The sequence below is a fragment of the Candidatus Hydrogenedentota bacterium genome (genome assembly GCA_013359265.1).
Taxonomy (GTDB): Bacteria; Hydrogenedentota; Hydrogenedentia; order Hydrogenedentales; family SLHB01; genus JABWCD01.
This window is the reverse complement of sequence record JABWCD010000006.1, coordinates 208,653-223,916: the sequence shown is the minus strand read 5'-3', so window position 1 is coordinate 223,916 and position 15,264 is coordinate 208,653. Positions and strand designations below refer to the sequence as shown.

The following is a 15,264-nucleotide window of genomic DNA, read 5'->3' as shown; positions in this document are numbered from 1 at the left end:
GCAATGCCTTTTTTATCTTTAGGGCGTGAGGTACAGGGCAATGAACCGAGTTCTGCTTGGTGCGCTGGTGTGTGGCTTGGGCGCCTGGGTTTCCCCCGTCGTTATGGCGCAGGGGACGCTGGATTTCGAGCGGCCCTGGCAGACGGGTCTGGCGCCGGGGCAAAGCGTGACGCTTTCCACTCCACCGTGTGAGTCCAGTTCGACCTACTCGTTTGACGCGGGCTTGTTGACGTCGGGCCTTGCGGCGGGCGAGCGCGTCCGGGTAGAGGTGACGGCACCCGGGACGGAGGCGATCGCGAAAGACCTCCACGCGGGAGACCCGGGCTTCTATTTGCCGTTTCGCGCGGGTTCGGCAGAACAATCCGGCGCCGCGACGATAACAATCAGCCGGAACGATCAGGGCGCGGCGCGCCCGCTGGATGTTTTGGCGCGGTTGGTGAAGTTGGGCGGGCCGGAGGCGGAGACCGCTTTCGAAGCGGAACCAAACGATTCGCCCGCACAAGCGAACCGATTGGAAATCGGGCGGACTGTCGAGGGCAGCGCGGACGACGTTGATTATCTCGACAATGTGGACGAGAGCAAGCGCGGGCTTGATTGGTTCCGCATCGACATCGCGGACGAACGGCCGGTGCTCGTCATTTTCGAGTTGGACATTCCGGATCGCGACGTGTCGGTGAACATGCGGTGTTACACGATCGATCCCGCCGACTCGTCGAAAGCCGTGCCGTATCTCGAGGGCAAGGACCCGATGGAGATCGTCCACGATCGCGAGCGCGAACGGTATTCGAAATCGATCTCGCGCGTGTTCACGAAGGGCACGTATTACCTCGAAGTAAATGCGAACCATCCGCGCTACCAGCTTCGCTCGTACAAGTATCCCGTGCCGCCCTACGACGATCCGAAGCTCGCCGTCGAAGTGGGGCTGCGGTACATCATGGACGTCGGCGACGCATGGTTCGCGCAGATTCCGCGCGAGGGCAACATCTACAAGCGCGTTCAGAACATGCACGAAACGGCGATGCGCTGCACGGCGTGCCATCCGTCGGTGTTTTCGACGGAGCCGCAGTTTGTCGCGCACCAAAACGGGTACCCAATCCAGTCGAAATCGAATTTCCGCTACGTGGTTGAGCGCATTTACAACTCGATCACGCCGTTCTACGGCGAGGACGGGTTGTGGTGGCAGCGGTTCATCGCGATTCCGCTGCAATCGCAGGGCATGCAGGGGAACGTGCTGATCAATTTCGAGAGACAGATCAGCGGGCGCGAAACGCCAATCGTCGAACGGTTTGGGCCCTTGATGCGGTCGGCGTGGTCGGGACGGAACGTCATGCCGGAAGACGAACAGAACGGCGTGGTGCCACTGGACAGCGAATTCGGCTATGCGTGGCGCAACTGGCTGGTGATGCGCGAACTGTACCGGCGGACGGGCGTCGAGTCGTATGCGCGGGCGGCGGACAATTTACAGGCAATCTACGTCGCGCCGGAGACCGAGGCGCGGGTGGCGTCGCTGCACGATCGGATTCATTTTGTGCAGGGCCTTTCGCAAATGGATCGGGAGAAGTACCGCGCGACGATCGACAAGCACGCTCAGCAGATACTCGCGGTCCACAACACCGACGGGGGCTGGGACGAGGAAGGGCGGGTAGACGGAACGAGCGCGGTGTACGCGACGGGGCACGTCGTGCAGGCGCTGATGCAGGCGGGCATTCGTCCGGAACAGGAGCCGAAATTGCAGGCGGCCCTGAAGTTCCTGATGTCGCAGCAGCAACCGTTCGGCGGATGGTTTCAGACGGACACGCACGAGAATTTCAAAACGCCGATGCGCGAGTCGCGTTATGCGTTGATCGCGCTGGCGATGGCGTATCCAAAAGGCGAAGCGCTGAAGGGCATGGGTAACTACGACGGCGGACCCGCAGTCGTGCCCGCGACGGATGCGCCCGCAGTGGACGCCATCGCGGCGCTGGAGAACATCTGGGAGATTACGCCGGAGCAGCAGGCGACGATTGGCGAACTGGTGTTTCCGTTGTTGAAGCGGCCCGAAGCGCCGGTGCGCGCGGCGGCAGCGGCGGTGTTGGGCCGCGTGGGTGGCGCGGAAAGCACGGCGCCGCTCCTGTCGATGCTGGACGATTCGTCGAAGATGGTGTGGCGCGAGGCGGCGTGGGCGTTGCGTCAACTGGGCAATCGAGGGTACGCAGCGGACGCGTTGAAGTTCGCGTTGCAGAGCGCGGACCCCTTGACCCGCCGGAGCGCGGCGCGCGCATTTGCATACCAGTTCCAGGAGATGGATGCCCGGCAGGACATTGCACGTGAATTCGTGAAGCTCATCGACGATCCGGATGAACTGATCCGATTGCAGGCCCTGCGAACCCTGCGGCAGTGGTTCTATCGAAGCAACGATCCGGAATTCAAGAAGCTTGTGATTCAAACCGTCATCGATCGCATGGGCGTCGAGGGCGAGACGCCGGCGATGCGCGTAAACCTCGCGCAAAACATGTACATCCTGCTCGACGAAAACCAGAGCGGCGGCGTGAGCATGCAACGCAACATTCGCGACGTGCCGAAGGACGTGGCGGACCGTGTGCTCGGCGGGCGCGTGAAGGTTGAGCAGAGCATCCTGCTCGAGCCCGTGTTAACGGCGATGGCGAACGGCAACGCGCTGCAACGCGAGGCGCTGCTCGAGAGTTTTGACGGTTCGTTCTTCAAGGGGCGCTACTACGCGCAAATCCCGAGGAACATGATTGACGTGGGCAACGACCGCGAATTCAGTTTCATGTTCACTCCGGCGCAGTCATATCTTGACGAAACGCTCGGCAAAACGCTGCTGACGGAAACGCGCCCGGCGCAGCAGTCCCGCGCGATCCAGTTGGCGACGTTTTTCGAGATGCCGCAGCAGGGCACAAGCGCGCCGTTCCAACTCGCGCTGCTTTCCGCGACACAGGCGGACGACGCGACGCTCCGCGCGACGGCGCGCGATTCGGTGAAGCGGTTCTTGCAGGTGCGCCAGGACGCGGAGAACGCCGCGTCGTCGAAGGTGGCGGAGTTGTTGATGGAGGGCGACGCCGAATTGCAGGCGGTGCTGGTCGCATCGGTCGCGCGAAGTCCGGAAGCATTGGCGAACGATTCAGTCAAGGCGGCCGTCCGCGAACTTGCGGAGGCGCGCATCACCGCCGACGAACCCAATTCGGACCTGCTGCCCCTTCTGTTGACGGCGATGCTTGACGACCGTCAAGCGATGGCCGTGCTCGAGATGTCGTGGAAGGCGGTGCAGGACAAACCGGCGGCCGAGCGCATACCCGTCATTCAGGCGCTGGCGAACCGTCCCGCGTTGGTGGGCGCGCAGGCCGCGGGCGACGCATCGGCGGGACCGAGCCGGCGCGCGGTGCGCATCCTGAAACAGGCGGCGACCGACCGCGACGTCGCGGTGCGCGAAAGGGTGTTCGAGTTGATGGGCTCGCTCGAATTGCTGCGCAAGAGCAGCCAGGCGGCGCCGATTCTGTACGCTGGTCTATCGGACGACAGCCCCGCGATTCGCGTGAAATCGCTGGCGCTTGCGCGTGAAAACGAAAACGTGTGGAAGGAAGAAGACGTTCACGAGTACATGTTGAAGCTGCTCGTGTCGTCCGATCCCAAAATCCGCAAGGCGGCCTTGGAGACTGTCCAGCAGCGCAACTTGGTCGCCGGCGTCCCGCGCTACGCGCCGCGCGTGCGCGCGGTCATGGACGGCGACGCGGAGTTGAAGGGCGCCGCCGAGCAGGTGCTGCTCACGGCAAACGTCGATCTCGCCGCCGTAACGGCCGACGCCAAGATTGCAGCGGAGCGCACGCCGGACGTTCTGTTCTTCCGAGACCACGTCAACCCGTATTTCTACGAGAAAGGCGCGGACAAGAATGCCTGCGCGGACTGTCACGCAACGCACACCATTCTTGGGTTGGCGGAGCCGAAGAAAGACGGCTCGGAACTGACGGACAGCGACGTAATTAACAACTACCGATCGCTCCTGAAAGTAATTAACATTTCCGATCCGGAGCAGAGCCTCGTGTTGAGGAAGCCGCGCAGTCCGTTTGGAACGGGCGCGTCGAGCGAGGAAAGCCCGACAGGGGTGACGCACGTCGGCGGCACGCGCTGGGACGACGGGACGGCGAACGAGGCGTACCAGGCGATCCTCGCGTTTGTGCGGTCCGCGCGCGACGAAACCGCGCCGCAAACGCTCACGGCCTCGGCGGACAGCTATTCGCCGGAGTATCCGCCGTCCGCTGCCGTGGACGGCAACCCGGCGACGTCGTGGCATACGGAATTCGTCGGGGCGATGCCCGGGTATCCGCATGAAATCGTCATTGCGCTGGAATCGCCGAGGGAAATCGCGGGGCTGACCTATTATCCGCGGCAGGACAGCGCGAACGGGCGCGTGAAAGAGTTCGAGATATATGTGAGCGCCGATGGCAAGGATTGGGGCAACGCGGTCGGAAAAGGCGTTTGGGAAAACGACGCGCTGCCGAAGACGGCGTTTGTGCCGCGCACAACGGCGGCATTTGTCAAACTGCGCGGTTTAAGCGAGGTGACCGGCCAGCCCTTCATGAGCGCGGCGGAGGTAGAAGTGTTGGTGCCTCAGCACGGCACGAAAGTGGCGCAAGCGAAATAAGGAACGAGCGGCCGTCGCAGCAACGAGCAGATTCGATTCACATGCGCCCGTTGCGGGAGCAGTCCAAGTGGCGGCGATGCCGTCAGCGTGTCTTCAAATTGATTCGCGGTGTCAGTGTTTAATTCAGGAGTAAGCAACGTGCGCTCTACGACATTTTTCAATTGCGTATTCCTTGCGTCGTCGTTGTGCGGATACGCGGCCGAACCGGCTCTGGCGAAGAAGGCTGAAGTGTTCCACGCGGACATGCATCGGCGCTTCGTCATTGACGGCCAGCTCGCGCCGAAATTGCGGCTCGTCAATCCGGTGGACGGCGTGCGTTCGTACAACATGCCGGACAACGCGTACATGACGGGCATTTATACCGGCATTCTCGCGATGAAATACGCGGTCACAAAGGACGCGGAAACGCGAAAGCAGGGAGGACAGGCGCTCGACGCCTTGCACCTGCTTTGCACGGCAAGCGGGATACCGGGCTTGCTTGCTCGTGCGGTCGTGCCCCCGGAGATGGCGAAGCTGGACGATGGCGACTGGCAGCCGGCGGCGGACGGGAAGCGCGTATGGCGCACGGACGTGAGCAGCGACCAGATGGACGGCGTATTCTATGGGTTCTCGATCGCGTTCGACACCTTCGCGGACGATGCGCAGAAGAAAGCGATTGCAAAGGACGCCGCCGCGCTGATGGATCGGTTGATGGCGGACGGGTACCGGATCATCGATTACAGCGGCAAACCGACGGAATGGGGCAACTACACGGAAGAGTACGTCACAAAGACGGAACCACTCAACGCGCTCATTCTGCTGCAGCATTTGAAAGTGGCGCATCACGTGACGGGCGATGAGAAGTACGCGCGCGAATATGAGCGGTTTGCGCGCGAGAAGAAGTACGCAGACGTGGCCGTTCACGCGTATCAATGGCGTGGCGAACGTCACAATTTCTCGGACGACGTGCTCATTTGGCTGGCGCTCGAACCGCTGTTGCGTCTCGAAAAGAACAAGTCGTTGCGCGATCAATACAAGGCAAGCCTCGCGCGCGCGTGGATTGGCGTGGGGACCGGGACGGGGATTAAGGACCAGGCCAATCCGCTGTTCGCGTTTCTCGCCGCAGAATACCTGGATGACAAGCGCGGAGTCCCGGATGCGATACAGACGCTGGAATGGTTTCCCTTGGAAATGAAGTGGAACCAGGCGACCGTCGATTCGTACGCGCGGGAGTTCGGATTCGCGTACGATCCGGCGCCGCGCAGCCCCGAACCGCGGCCCGGGACCGCGGTCCCGATCGACCGCCGGGAGAAGCTGTGGTCGGCCTGGGTGCATACCCCGTTCAAGGCGGGAAATAATGACGCGGAAATTCCCGGGGAGTTCAACGGCCACGATTACCTTTTCGCGTATTGGTTGGGCAGGCATTATGGATTCATAGGCGGGGAGTAGTTTGACGCGGCGCGTACGGGTCGCGGGAGGCTGCATTCATGCGAATCTTTTCGGCCATGTTGCTGGCTTTTGTTTGTTCGGTCACGGCATGCGCCGGCGCGTTGGGCGACAACGGCCCAAGCCCATTTACACGAGAGCAAATCGAACGGTTGCCATTTCGAATTCCTTCCGCTGCGGAGGATGCGCAGGCAGTACTTGCGGGCGCAAACACAACCTGGGAAGACATTCGCGCGTACGTCGAGTATCAGCGCGATACCGCACCACGCTATCACGTTCGCAACGAAACGTTTCGATTCTTCGTTCCCGCCGTCGATGGCTCCGGCTACGTGTCAAACGGCGATGTGGAGTTGCGCGACAAGACCCTTGTCGTGGCCATACTTGGATCGTGGAGCCAGCGATCCATCGAGTTTGTCCCGATACTCAACGACATCGCGGCCCGGGCGTTTCGGGACAAGGTGCGCGTGTTGGGGATCGCCATCGAACCCGGGCCGCCGGAATCGCACATGCAACTCCTCCAACAGTTCCAGGCCGACCGCGGCGTGACGTTCCCCCTGTTGTACGGCGGGCCCGTTGACGATGTGGAGAAAACGTTTCCGGACTTGCTCAACTTCACGACGCTACCCAAGACGTTCGTTATTGCGCCAAACGGTCGCGTCGCCTGGGTCGAGAACGGTGTGCGCCCCGATTCAGCGAACAGCCTTGCCAACGCGATCGGCAGAGCGGGCGAGATGACAGGCGTTCCGGAGCCCCACCCAAGTCAGCGTTCGAAGCGCGGTATTGGCGTGCTGATAGGCCGCGTCGAACCTGGCGGCCTCATGGTCATCATCGAAGTTCTGCCCCAAACACCCGCGGAGGAAGTCGGGCTGACGGCCGGAGACGTCATCGTCGAAGTGGATGGCACGAAGGTGGCCGGAAAAGAGTTGGGCGACGTCGCCAGTCTTATTCGAGGCGATACCCTTCGAGCGATTGACTTGAAGGTGGCGCGCGAAGGCGTCGCGACACTTACCGCATACACCATCGTGCGGCGCGAACTATCGTTGGAGTGATGAGTAATACTATTCTCGGCGCAGGGGAACTCAGTCGGTTTGCGCCGCAGCCAGCTTGTACCACTGCCGGTTCGCCTTGAACACGACAGGCCCCGCCAGGCCAAACACGCCGCTCAGTTGCTTGTCTTGTTCCAACAGGGTCTTCGCAGAAGCCGAATTCCGGTCGATCGCATTTGTAGGTTCGGCATTGTAACCGTCTTCGAACCAGACGCCATCGCGAAATGTGAACGCGCGCGCGCCAATCTGCCGCTTGCCCGAATCGTCCTTTCCTACTTTTGCCATCTTGCCGGACGGGGCCGATGGTGCAACCATGGCTTTGCGGCCTGTTGTCTCGCTCCGATTCTCCAAAGAACCCTCGAGCGGTGGCGACGCGGGCGCAGGCGCGGGCGCGGCCACAGCGGTTTCCTCGGACGTTGCGGCGGGCGGCGCGAGCTGAACCTCGGTTCCGGCGGCGATCATTTCGTCTGCAACGATGCCGTTGTCAGAATCGAGTTCGGCAGGCATGTCTTTCGCCGGTGGTGGCGCCGGTGCAGGCGCCGACTCCAATTTCATCGCCCGCCGCGGTTGCTCTTCTCGCGTGTCCGAGACGCCGTTGTTTGCGGCGTCCAATTCCTGACGAAGCGAGGCGATCCGATCTACGTCTTCAGCTTTCTCCTCTGCTTCACGCTGCCGGACGCCTGCCGCCGCGTCGGCAGGCATGGCTTGTTGTGCCGCCACGGGATCGGGCGCAGCGGTCGCAGGCGCAGCGGTCGCAGGCGCCGCAGCGCTGGTGTAACCCAGCGCCTCCAAGCGTTCCTCTTCCGGCATAGCGGGCGCGGACGCCGCCGCGGGCGCATCGCGAAACGAGGGCGACGGCTTAGCAGTTTCCTTGACTGCCATGTCGTAGTTCGCGGCAAGCTGGCTGGGCGCGGCGTGCCGGGACACGTTGAACAAGACTGTACCCGCGGCAACGACAAGCACCGCAGCCGCGGCCAGGCCGGCTGTCCAATACCGGCGCGGCTTCGCACGATGCGGCGGTGCTGCTGCCGCCGCGGCGACCATGCGCGGGTGAGTCCGTTCGCGCACGGCATCTTCGAAGCCGTCCGGCGCGTTCTCTGCCGGCAATGCGCGGAACAAGTCGTCTACGCGCTTGAACGAATCCAACTCGCGCAGCAACTCTGCGTCGTCGGACAGCGCGGCCTCGACCGCCGCACGTTCTTCCGGCGAGAGTTCGCCATCGAGCAGTGGCGAAAACTGGTCGCGTATGTCGTCCCTGTTTTTCATTTCGTGTCAATTCGACTGACGCGCCCGACAAGCCTGCCTCGGCGGGATTTGCGTTCAACGCTAAAGTACAGACAATTCCTTCAACCGATCGCGGAGCATTTGCCGCGCCTGATTGAGGCGCGATTTGACGGTGCCGACGGGGCACCCCATGATCTCGGCGATCTCTTCGTAGCTCAAGTCCTCGACGGTACGCAGCACGAACGCAATGCGATAGTGCTCGGGCAATTCGCCGAGGCTCTGCTGTAAGAGCGCCTGCGTTTCGTCCGTAATCGCATTATCGCGCGGCGTAATCTGCTGCCCCATCGAGTCCGCCAACCCCGGCGCGGATTCGTTCAGCAGTTCGAGCGACGTACCCATGTTTCTACCCAACCGGCCCGAATCGCGCAGGCGGTTCCGGGCCAGGTTCGCGGCAATACTGTACAGCCACGTGTAGACTTTGGCGTTTCCGCGAAACCCTTCGATACCGCGGTAGGCGCGCACAAACACTTCCTGGCTCACATCGAGCGCGTCCTCGCGGTTGCCGAGGAACCGGTACACCACGTTGTAGACGCGGTCCTTGTAACGGCGCACCAACTCGTCGAACGCGGCCGAGTCGCCTTTGCGGCATTCCTCGACCAGTCCGACATCGGAATGGGCGCGCGCTTCTCGAAGCAGTACCACGGCGGTGTTGCGTCCACCTTGCTTTGTTTGACACCAGATGCCCGGCCAGGTTCACGGGGCAGGGCGAATGCATTTTACCATGTGTCGCGTCCAGATGGTGCGAAAGGCGAGCGCCCAGGGCCGTACGGGTGCGCCCGGACTATGGTAAAATTGGGGGGCGGATCGGTCAATGCGTGTGTTCGAGTAGCGTTACAGCTCGGTAGCAGTAGGTGATTCGAGTTGGATCGAACGATGCGACATCTCCCTCCGATTCTTGTGCTCGGTATTCTCCCAGCCGTCGCCGGGTGCGCCACAACCCTCGAACGTGAAAAACCGTTTTCCAAGGCATGGGCCGGCGAAGTGCGCCACAACGAAGAGCTTCGCCAGCGCATCGAACGGATGAAGCAGGGCGAACTCGTGCTCTTCGGGCGCAGCGGGGCTTCGCGCGCGGCGATCGTTATGGACGACCGAGGCAAAGCCAAACTCAATGTTGGAAAACTGGACGGGCTTAGCATGGACGTGAAACTGGACACCGACGAAGCGTCGTTCCTCCTGAAGTACAAGCATGGCTGGAAACCGGGCGAGAAGAGCGACAACCCGATTGAACCGAACGCGCCGATATTCACCCGTCACCATGATTCCGCACCGCGCAGAATGGAGGCGGCGGAGAGCCAGCCACGCAAGTCGAGCCGCGCGCGGGACGCGGGCGGGTGATTGACTGACGCCTTCTGGGCACGATACGCGCTGCCGGCAACGATCGGATTGCGCCGCATCGCGAATCTCGCCGCCGCGCTACACCGCCACAGCAGAAGCAGATGCACCGGCGAGTGCGCCTTTGATAGGGTAACGTGGCATTGTTCGTGAAGGGGCCACGCGGCCCGCAGGGGATCGACGCAAACGTGGAGTATTCGTGTGGCGCTGCAGGTAGACGATAGCGAGGTGCCAACCATCCGGCGGCGGACCGGCCCGGGCGCCATGCCAGGCACAATCGAGATCGATCCGGACGCGCCCAAGTCCAGAATCAGCGTGATGGCGTTCGGCCCCGAGGGCCTTGTCGAACAGCAGCTCGGTGCCCCCTACGAGGTCGCCGCGTTCATTCAGCAGTGGCCAGTCGTCTGGATCAACGTCGACGGACTTGGAGACAAAGACGTCATCCAACAACTTGGCACGATGTTCGAGCTGCACCGGCTCGCGCTCGAAGACGTCGTCAACGTACATCAGCGGCCGAAAGTCGAGGAATACGACGAACACGTCTTCTTTGTCGCGCGAATGGTGTATCAAAACGAGACCATCGAGACGGAACAACTGAGTCTCTTTCTCGGCGACAGTTTTGTGTTGACGTTTCAGGAACGCCCGGGCGGCGATTGCTTCTCGCCCGTGCGCGACCGCATCCGCAAGTCCGCGGGGCGAATCCGGACGCACGGCGCCGATTTCCTGGCGTACTGCCTCATCGATGCGCTGGTCGATGCATACTTCCCCGTGCTCGAGGTTTACAGCGATCAGTTGGAGGAATTGGAGGACGAAGTCCTCGAAAAACCGTCGCCGCGCACCGTGCACCAAATCCACCAGGTACGGCGCGACCTGCTGCTGCTACGGCGCGCGGTATGGCCGTTGCGCGAGGCCATCAATGGGATGATGCGCAACGAGTGCCCGGTGTTCACGGGCGATACGCGCCTTTACATGCGGGACTGCTACGATCACACGATCCAAATTCTCGATCTTGTCGAAGCATACCGCGAATTGGTGTCCGACCTGATGGACGTGTATCTGTCTTCCATCAGCACAAAGCTGAATGAGGTGATGCGGGTGCTCACGGTGTTTTCGACGATCTTCATGCCTATGACGTTTGTAGCCAGTATTTATGGGATGAATTTTCACAACATGCCGGAGTTGGACTGGAAGTTTGGGTATTATCTTGTATTGCTCGTCATGGCTGGAATTTTTGTCGGGCAGCTTGTGTACTTCCGGCGGAAGGGCTGGCTGGGCAGTTCGCTCGACGATAAGGCGGAGCCGCGCGACTCCGATAAGAAGCGCCGCTAGCGATCCGTCAGCAGGCCGTAGCGCACGACGAGCGCCTCGACAAACCGCTGAAGATCGTCGCGCGTGTCCAGCGGCATTCCCATCTCCGCGGCCAGCGGGCCTGCAACCCTGTTCATAATTGCAAGTTCGTGCGGGGCCGAATCGTACCCCTCGAATGGCCCCGCCAACGGTTCCGCGCACACAGCGGCGACGATTTCGACCAGGTATTCGGACATGCGCTTCATCTTCTCGTAATTGAGTTTCTCGGGAGTATCGCTGGGGAGATGCAGGTGCTCCCATTGTCCGCACGAAAAGAACAGGTAGGGACGTTGATGGATGCGAAACACGTGGTGATCGCTCATGTCGCCGATGTAATGGTTCGGCACGGCGGCCACGCGCAATGAATCAGGCGGCTGGGTCTTTTGGATAACGTTGGCGAGGTCCCTGTCGCTCTCCATGCCGAGTGCGAACAATGCGTCTTCATACCCGGGAATCGGCACATCGTGGCCCATCAGGTCCAACACGACTGCGCAGTGAATCGGTTCGTCGCGCTGGTGCTCGTAGTAGTACGTCGAACCCATCGTGGGCGTGAGAAAGTGCGGCGGCTCCTCCGCGTCGAAGAACGCGAAGATGACGTCTCGATGTAGCGCCCGCTCACGCAACGGCCCGACCATGGCGAACGCGATCGCGATCGCGCTCGCGTTGTCATCGGCCCCGGGCAGCGGGCCGCAGGTGTCGTAGTGCGCGGCAAGGAGTACGGGCGGCAGACTGCGCCGGACGCCCGGCAACCGCGCCAGCACGTTGATTAGTTTTATCTCGCCCGCGGCGTATGCGAACTCGAAGCTGCCGCGGGCATAGGGTTCCAACGCAAGTTCCTGGATGCGCCGCAGCACGTAGGCGCGCGCCTCTGCGTGGCCGCGGCTTCCCACCATGCGACCGTGCGGCAATGCCAGACTGTCCACGTCAGCGCGCATCTGCTTGGTCATGTAGTTCCCTCCGCGCGAACCAAGTACAAATTGTAGGCAGGTCGCAGGCACGCGGTAAAGTTTGCATTCAGAGCGTTTTACCGCTCAATCCAATCTCGACGCCCGATATCCGATAATTCGCACTAATTCGACGCGTTACGGCATGATTCCCAAGTATGTGGGAACGTTTTACCAAGCAGGCGCGGAATGTAATTGATTCCGCGAGAGAAACTGCGTCGCGGCTGGGCAGCAAATATGTCCAAACTGAGCACATTTTATTGGGGTTGTGCCAGGAACCGGATGGAATTGGCGGCCGCGTTCTGAAGAATCTGGGAGTTAATGTTGGGACGATGTCGGCAAATCTTGAGCGCTCGATTCGCAAAGGCGGCGATAAACCCAAGATTTTGATACCACCATCGGATATTGCATTCACGCCACGCGCCAAGAATGCTTTGGGAATGGCCGTCGAATCTGCCCGCGAATTGAATCATAATTATATTGGCACCGAGCATATCTTGCTGGGCTTGTTAAAAGAAGGTGGAGGTTATGCGGCGATAGTTCTTGACTACCTAGAGATTAGTTTAGAGAATACTCGAGCCGAGGTAGTCCGCGTACTTGGCGATCAGGACAACCCACGCGCGTAGAGAATACGTAACACTCGCCCAACCGATTTCATAGAATGTCACACCGTCGCAGCACGAATTGAGGAATTTCTCTGTGTCTATTGACTTGCCCCCGGTTCCGCCCCCGCCAATGCCCCGGCCCAAGCTGAATAAGCCCACTACCTTGCTGATTGGATGCGGGTTGGGGATCGGCGCGATAATGGTTATTGTTGTCGCAATAGGTGTGCTGGCGCTCGTCGTGTTGCCGAAACGTATTTTGCCAAAGGCGCGTGTCTTTGTGGACGGCGTCTACGCAAAAGCGGAGGAAAACAAGAACTTGACGAAAGAACAGCTTGCCGTGTACGGGGAGTTGGCGACGTTTGTCAGCGCGCCTGAGTCATCGGTGTTTGCCGTGAACATCGGTGGAGCTACGCTGTATGACCACCTTAAAGACGGCACTTTGTCCGAAGAGGAAATCAAGGAAGCGGAGGCGGTGCGGGATATACTGGCTAAGGACCCCGCCGGGGGCGTGATTTCGATGCTGACGTACGTGCAAGCGCACCCGGAGATGCAGAAACGGATCAACACGTTCACGCGCGATCTGACACTCGCGATGGCGGAGACGAAGTAGATGATGCGACTATCCCTGTGCCATCGCCCGGACCAACGCGGGCAGCGTCTCGCCCGACAGCCCCTCGACAAACGCGTCAGTTATCTCGTCAGTGAAGTCTGTGCGTTCGGTGTTGCACTCAATAATGAATGCGCCGTTCGATTTCGCGGTGAACGGCAGTTGCGCAGCGGGGTAGACCTGCGCTGACGTGCCAACGACGAGCATCGCGTCGCATTTCTCCGATAGCGCGTGCGCCTCGAACATGGCATGGCGCGGGATGTCCTCTCCAAACATCACTACGTCCGGCTTCATCAGACCAGTGCAGATCGGGCAATGCGGCGCAAGGTCGCCGAGGTTATTGACGTCGATCCCCATGCGTTTGCGGCACTCGAGGCAGACCAGTCGCCGCGCGTTTCCGTGAAACTCGATCACGCGGGTGTTGCCCGCGGCCTGGTGCAGATTGTCTACGTTCTGCGTGATGACCGCACGGAGCAGCCCCATACGTTCCAGCTCGGCGAGCGCGTTGTGGCCCGCATTCGGCGCGCACCCCTTGACGAGATCGGCTAGTTCGCGCCAGAATCGCCACACCTTGTTCGGATCGCGGCGGTACGCGGCAATCGAGGCATATTCGTCCGGCGGATATCTCTCCCATATCCCGCCCTCACCGCGAAACGTCGGGATGCCGCTTTCCGCGGAGACTCCCGCGCCCGTCACTGCCACGGCGAATTTTGCGTTGCGCAGCGCCGCTGCTGCCAGGGCGATTGCTTCGCTCATGGCGCAGGAACGATGCGTTCCAGATCGTCCATATAGGAGCGCAGCGCGGTGGGTATGACCACCGAACCATCGGCCTGCTGCCCATTTTCGAGAATGGCTACGACGGTTCGCCCAACGGCAAGCCCTGAACCATTCAGCGTATGGACGAATTCGGGCTTCTTGCCGCGGCGGAAGCGGATGTTCGCGCGGCGCGCCTGGAAGTCCGTGAAGTTCGAGCACGAGCTGATCTCGCGATAGGCGTTTTGCCCAGGCAGCCACACCTCGATGTCGTAGGTCTTTGCCGCGCTAAATCCCATGTCGCCCGTGCACAGTGTCACAACGCGGTATGGCAGTTCGAGCAATTGAAGCATCCGCTCGGCGTTCGCTGTAAGCGACTCTAACTCGTCGAACGATGTCTCCGGCGTCGTAAACTTCACCAGCTCGACTTTATTGAACTGGTGTTGCCGGATCATGCCGCGCGTGTCTTTTCCGTACGAACCGGCTTCGCTGCGAAAGCACGGAGTGTACGCCGTGTACCGAATCGGCAGGTCGTCCTCGTTGAGAATCTCGTCGCGGTGAATGTTTGTGACCGGCACTTCCGCCGTCGGTATCAGGTACAGGTCCTTTCCTTCATTGCCAATAACGAACTGATCGTCTTTGAATTTAGGCAGTTGCCCGGTGCCGACGAACGAGGCGCTGTTTGCCATGAACGGAGGTAGCACTTCGGTGTACCCGTGCTCGCGCGTGTGAATGTCGAGAAAGAAATTGATCAGCGCGCGTTCAAGGCGCGCGCCCGCGCCGCGCGAGAGGCAGAACCGGGCGCCGGCGATCTTCGCGGCCCGTTCGAAATCGAGAATGCCGAGCGCGGCGCCTAAATCGACGTGGTCCTTCGGTTCGAAATCGAACTTGCGCGGTGTCCCCCAGCGCCGCTCTTCGCGGTTCGATTTCTCGTCCGCGCCGACCGGCACTGACGCGTCGGGCATGTTCGGAATGACCAGCATGCGCTGCTGTAAGTCCCCGTCGAGCGCGCGCACCTTCTCGTCCAGTTCCTTCACGCGCGCGCTGAGCGACTTCATCGCGTCGAGCTGTAGCGACGCATCCTGTTTCTCACGCTTGAGTTTGGCGATCTCTTCGCTGGCGCGGTTCTGCTCCGCGCGGAGTTGTTCCATCTCGTGCAGGGTCGAGCGGCGCACGGCGTCAACTTCAAGAATCGAGTCTAAATCCAGCAGCGCACCCCGGTTCGCGAGCGCGGCTTTCAAAACGTCGATATTCTCGCGCAAAAACTTGATGTCGATCATGA

General features: G+C 61.0%; 12 protein-coding genes. 7 read left to right on the top strand and 5 right to left on the bottom strand.

Features of this window, described 5'->3' with window-relative positions; genetic code table 11:
- Positions 1-40: 40 nt before the first annotated feature.
- The 3 genes from HUU46_07975 to HUU46_07965 all read left to right on the top strand — a co-directional run bounded on the left by HUU46_07975 (position 41) and on the right by HUU46_07965 (position 7,113).
- Positions 41-4,639, top strand: coding sequence for a discoidin domain-containing protein (locus HUU46_07975; GenBank protein NUM53564.1), 4,599 nt, complete (start codon positions 41-43; stop codon positions 4,637-4,639).
- A gap of 138 nt (positions 4,640-4,777) precedes the next feature.
- The gene (locus HUU46_07970; GenBank protein ID NUM53563.1) at positions 4,778-6,067 is read left to right on the top strand and encodes a hypothetical protein; all 1,290 of its coding nucleotides are present in this window, start codon (positions 4,778-4,780) and stop codon (positions 6,065-6,067) included.
- Positions 6,068-6,105: 38 nt separating this feature from the next.
- Positions 6,106-7,113: a PDZ domain-containing protein gene (locus tag HUU46_07965; protein NUM53562.1), complete on the top strand. Its 1,008-nt coding sequence runs from the start codon at positions 6,106-6,108 to the stop codon at positions 7,111-7,113.
- A gap of 30 nt (positions 7,114-7,143) precedes the next feature.
- Here the strand turns inward: HUU46_07965 and HUU46_07960 are convergent, their stop codons facing one another.
- Together HUU46_07960 and HUU46_07955 are read right to left on the bottom strand one after the other, a co-directional pair.
- Positions 7,144-8,376, bottom strand: a complete 1,233-nt coding sequence (locus tag HUU46_07960) for a zf-HC2 domain-containing protein (protein NUM53561.1) — start codon at positions 8,374-8,376, stop codon at positions 7,144-7,146.
- A gap of 60 nt (positions 8,377-8,436) precedes the next feature.
- Positions 8,437-9,036, bottom strand: coding sequence for a sigma-70 family RNA polymerase sigma factor (locus HUU46_07955; GenBank protein ID NUM53560.1), 600 nt, complete (start codon positions 9,034-9,036; stop codon positions 8,437-8,439).
- A 231-nt stretch (positions 9,037-9,267) separates the two neighbouring features.
- Here HUU46_07955 and HUU46_07950 point away from each other — a divergent pair, with 231 nt between their 5' ends.
- Entirely contained in the window at positions 9,268-9,729 is a 462-nt protein-coding gene (locus HUU46_07950; GenBank protein ID NUM53559.1) for a hypothetical protein, read from the top strand.
- Between the two features lie 261 nt (positions 9,730-9,990).
- Positions 9,991-11,055: a magnesium/cobalt transporter CorA gene (gene corA / locus HUU46_07945; GenBank protein NUM53558.1), complete on the top strand. Its 1,065-nt coding sequence runs from the start codon at positions 9,991-9,993 to the stop codon at positions 11,053-11,055.
- Here corA and HUU46_07940 read toward each other — a convergent pair.
- The gene (locus tag HUU46_07940; GenBank protein ID NUM53557.1) at positions 11,052-12,020 is read right to left on the bottom strand and encodes a M28 family peptidase; all 969 of its coding nucleotides are present in this window, start codon (positions 12,018-12,020) and stop codon (positions 11,052-11,054) included. The genes corA and HUU46_07940 overlap by 4 nt on opposite strands.
- Positions 12,021-12,175: 155 nt before the next feature.
- Here HUU46_07940 and HUU46_07935 point away from each other — a divergent pair, with 155 nt between their 5' ends.
- Together HUU46_07935 and HUU46_07930 are read left to right on the top strand one after the other, a co-directional pair.
- On the top strand, positions 12,176-12,643 hold the full coding sequence (locus tag HUU46_07935) for a hypothetical protein (GenBank protein ID NUM53556.1): 468 nt from the start codon (positions 12,176-12,178) through the stop codon (positions 12,641-12,643).
- Between the two features lie 178 nt (positions 12,644-12,821).
- Positions 12,822-13,232: a hypothetical protein gene (locus HUU46_07930; GenBank protein ID NUM53555.1), complete on the top strand. Its 411-nt coding sequence runs from the start codon at positions 12,822-12,824 to the stop codon at positions 13,230-13,232.
- A gap of 9 nt (positions 13,233-13,241) precedes the next feature.
- Here the strand turns inward: HUU46_07930 and HUU46_07925 are convergent, their stop codons facing one another.
- On the bottom strand, positions 13,242-13,985 hold the full coding sequence (locus HUU46_07925) for an NAD-dependent deacylase (GenBank protein NUM53554.1): 744 nt from the start codon (positions 13,983-13,985) through the stop codon (positions 13,242-13,244).
- The gene (gene serS / locus HUU46_07920; protein ID NUM53553.1) at positions 13,982-15,262 is read right to left on the bottom strand and encodes a serine--tRNA ligase; all 1,281 of its coding nucleotides are present in this window, start codon (positions 15,260-15,262) and stop codon (positions 13,982-13,984) included. The genes HUU46_07925 and serS overlap by 4 nt, the downstream gene beginning before the upstream one ends.
- Positions 15,263-15,264: the final 2 nt, after the last annotated feature.

What these genes read in the sequence shown, in the direction of transcription:
- corA (NUM53558.1), top strand. Translation starts at nt 9,991, where the DNA reads ATGCCAGGCACAATCGAGATCGATCCGGACGCGCCCAAGTCCAGAATC.
- serS (NUM53553.1), bottom strand. Translation starts at nt 15,262, where the DNA reads ATGATCGACATCAAGTTTTTGCGCGAGAATATCGACGTTTTGAAAGCC.
- HUU46_07960 (NUM53561.1), bottom strand. Translation starts at nt 8,376, where the DNA reads ATGAAAAACAGGGACGACATACGCGACCAGTTTTCGCCACTGCTCGAT.
- HUU46_07950 (NUM53559.1), top strand. Translation starts at nt 9,268, where the DNA reads ATGCGACATCTCCCTCCGATTCTTGTGCTCGGTATTCTCCCAGCCGTC.
- HUU46_07940 (NUM53557.1), bottom strand. Translation starts at nt 12,020, where the DNA reads ATGACCAAGCAGATGCGCGCTGACGTGGACAGTCTGGCATTGCCGCAC.
- HUU46_07965 (NUM53562.1), top strand. Translation starts at nt 6,106, where the DNA reads ATGCGAATCTTTTCGGCCATGTTGCTGGCTTTTGTTTGTTCGGTCACG.
- HUU46_07935 (NUM53556.1), top strand. Translation starts at nt 12,176, where the DNA reads ATGTGGGAACGTTTTACCAAGCAGGCGCGGAATGTAATTGATTCCGCG.
- HUU46_07975 (NUM53564.1), top strand. Translation starts at nt 41, where the DNA reads ATGAACCGAGTTCTGCTTGGTGCGCTGGTGTGTGGCTTGGGCGCCTGG.
- HUU46_07925 (NUM53554.1), bottom strand. Translation starts at nt 13,985, where the DNA reads ATGAGCGAAGCAATCGCCCTGGCAGCAGCGGCGCTGCGCAACGCAAAA.
- HUU46_07930 (NUM53555.1), top strand. Translation starts at nt 12,822, where the DNA reads ATGGTTATTGTTGTCGCAATAGGTGTGCTGGCGCTCGTCGTGTTGCCG.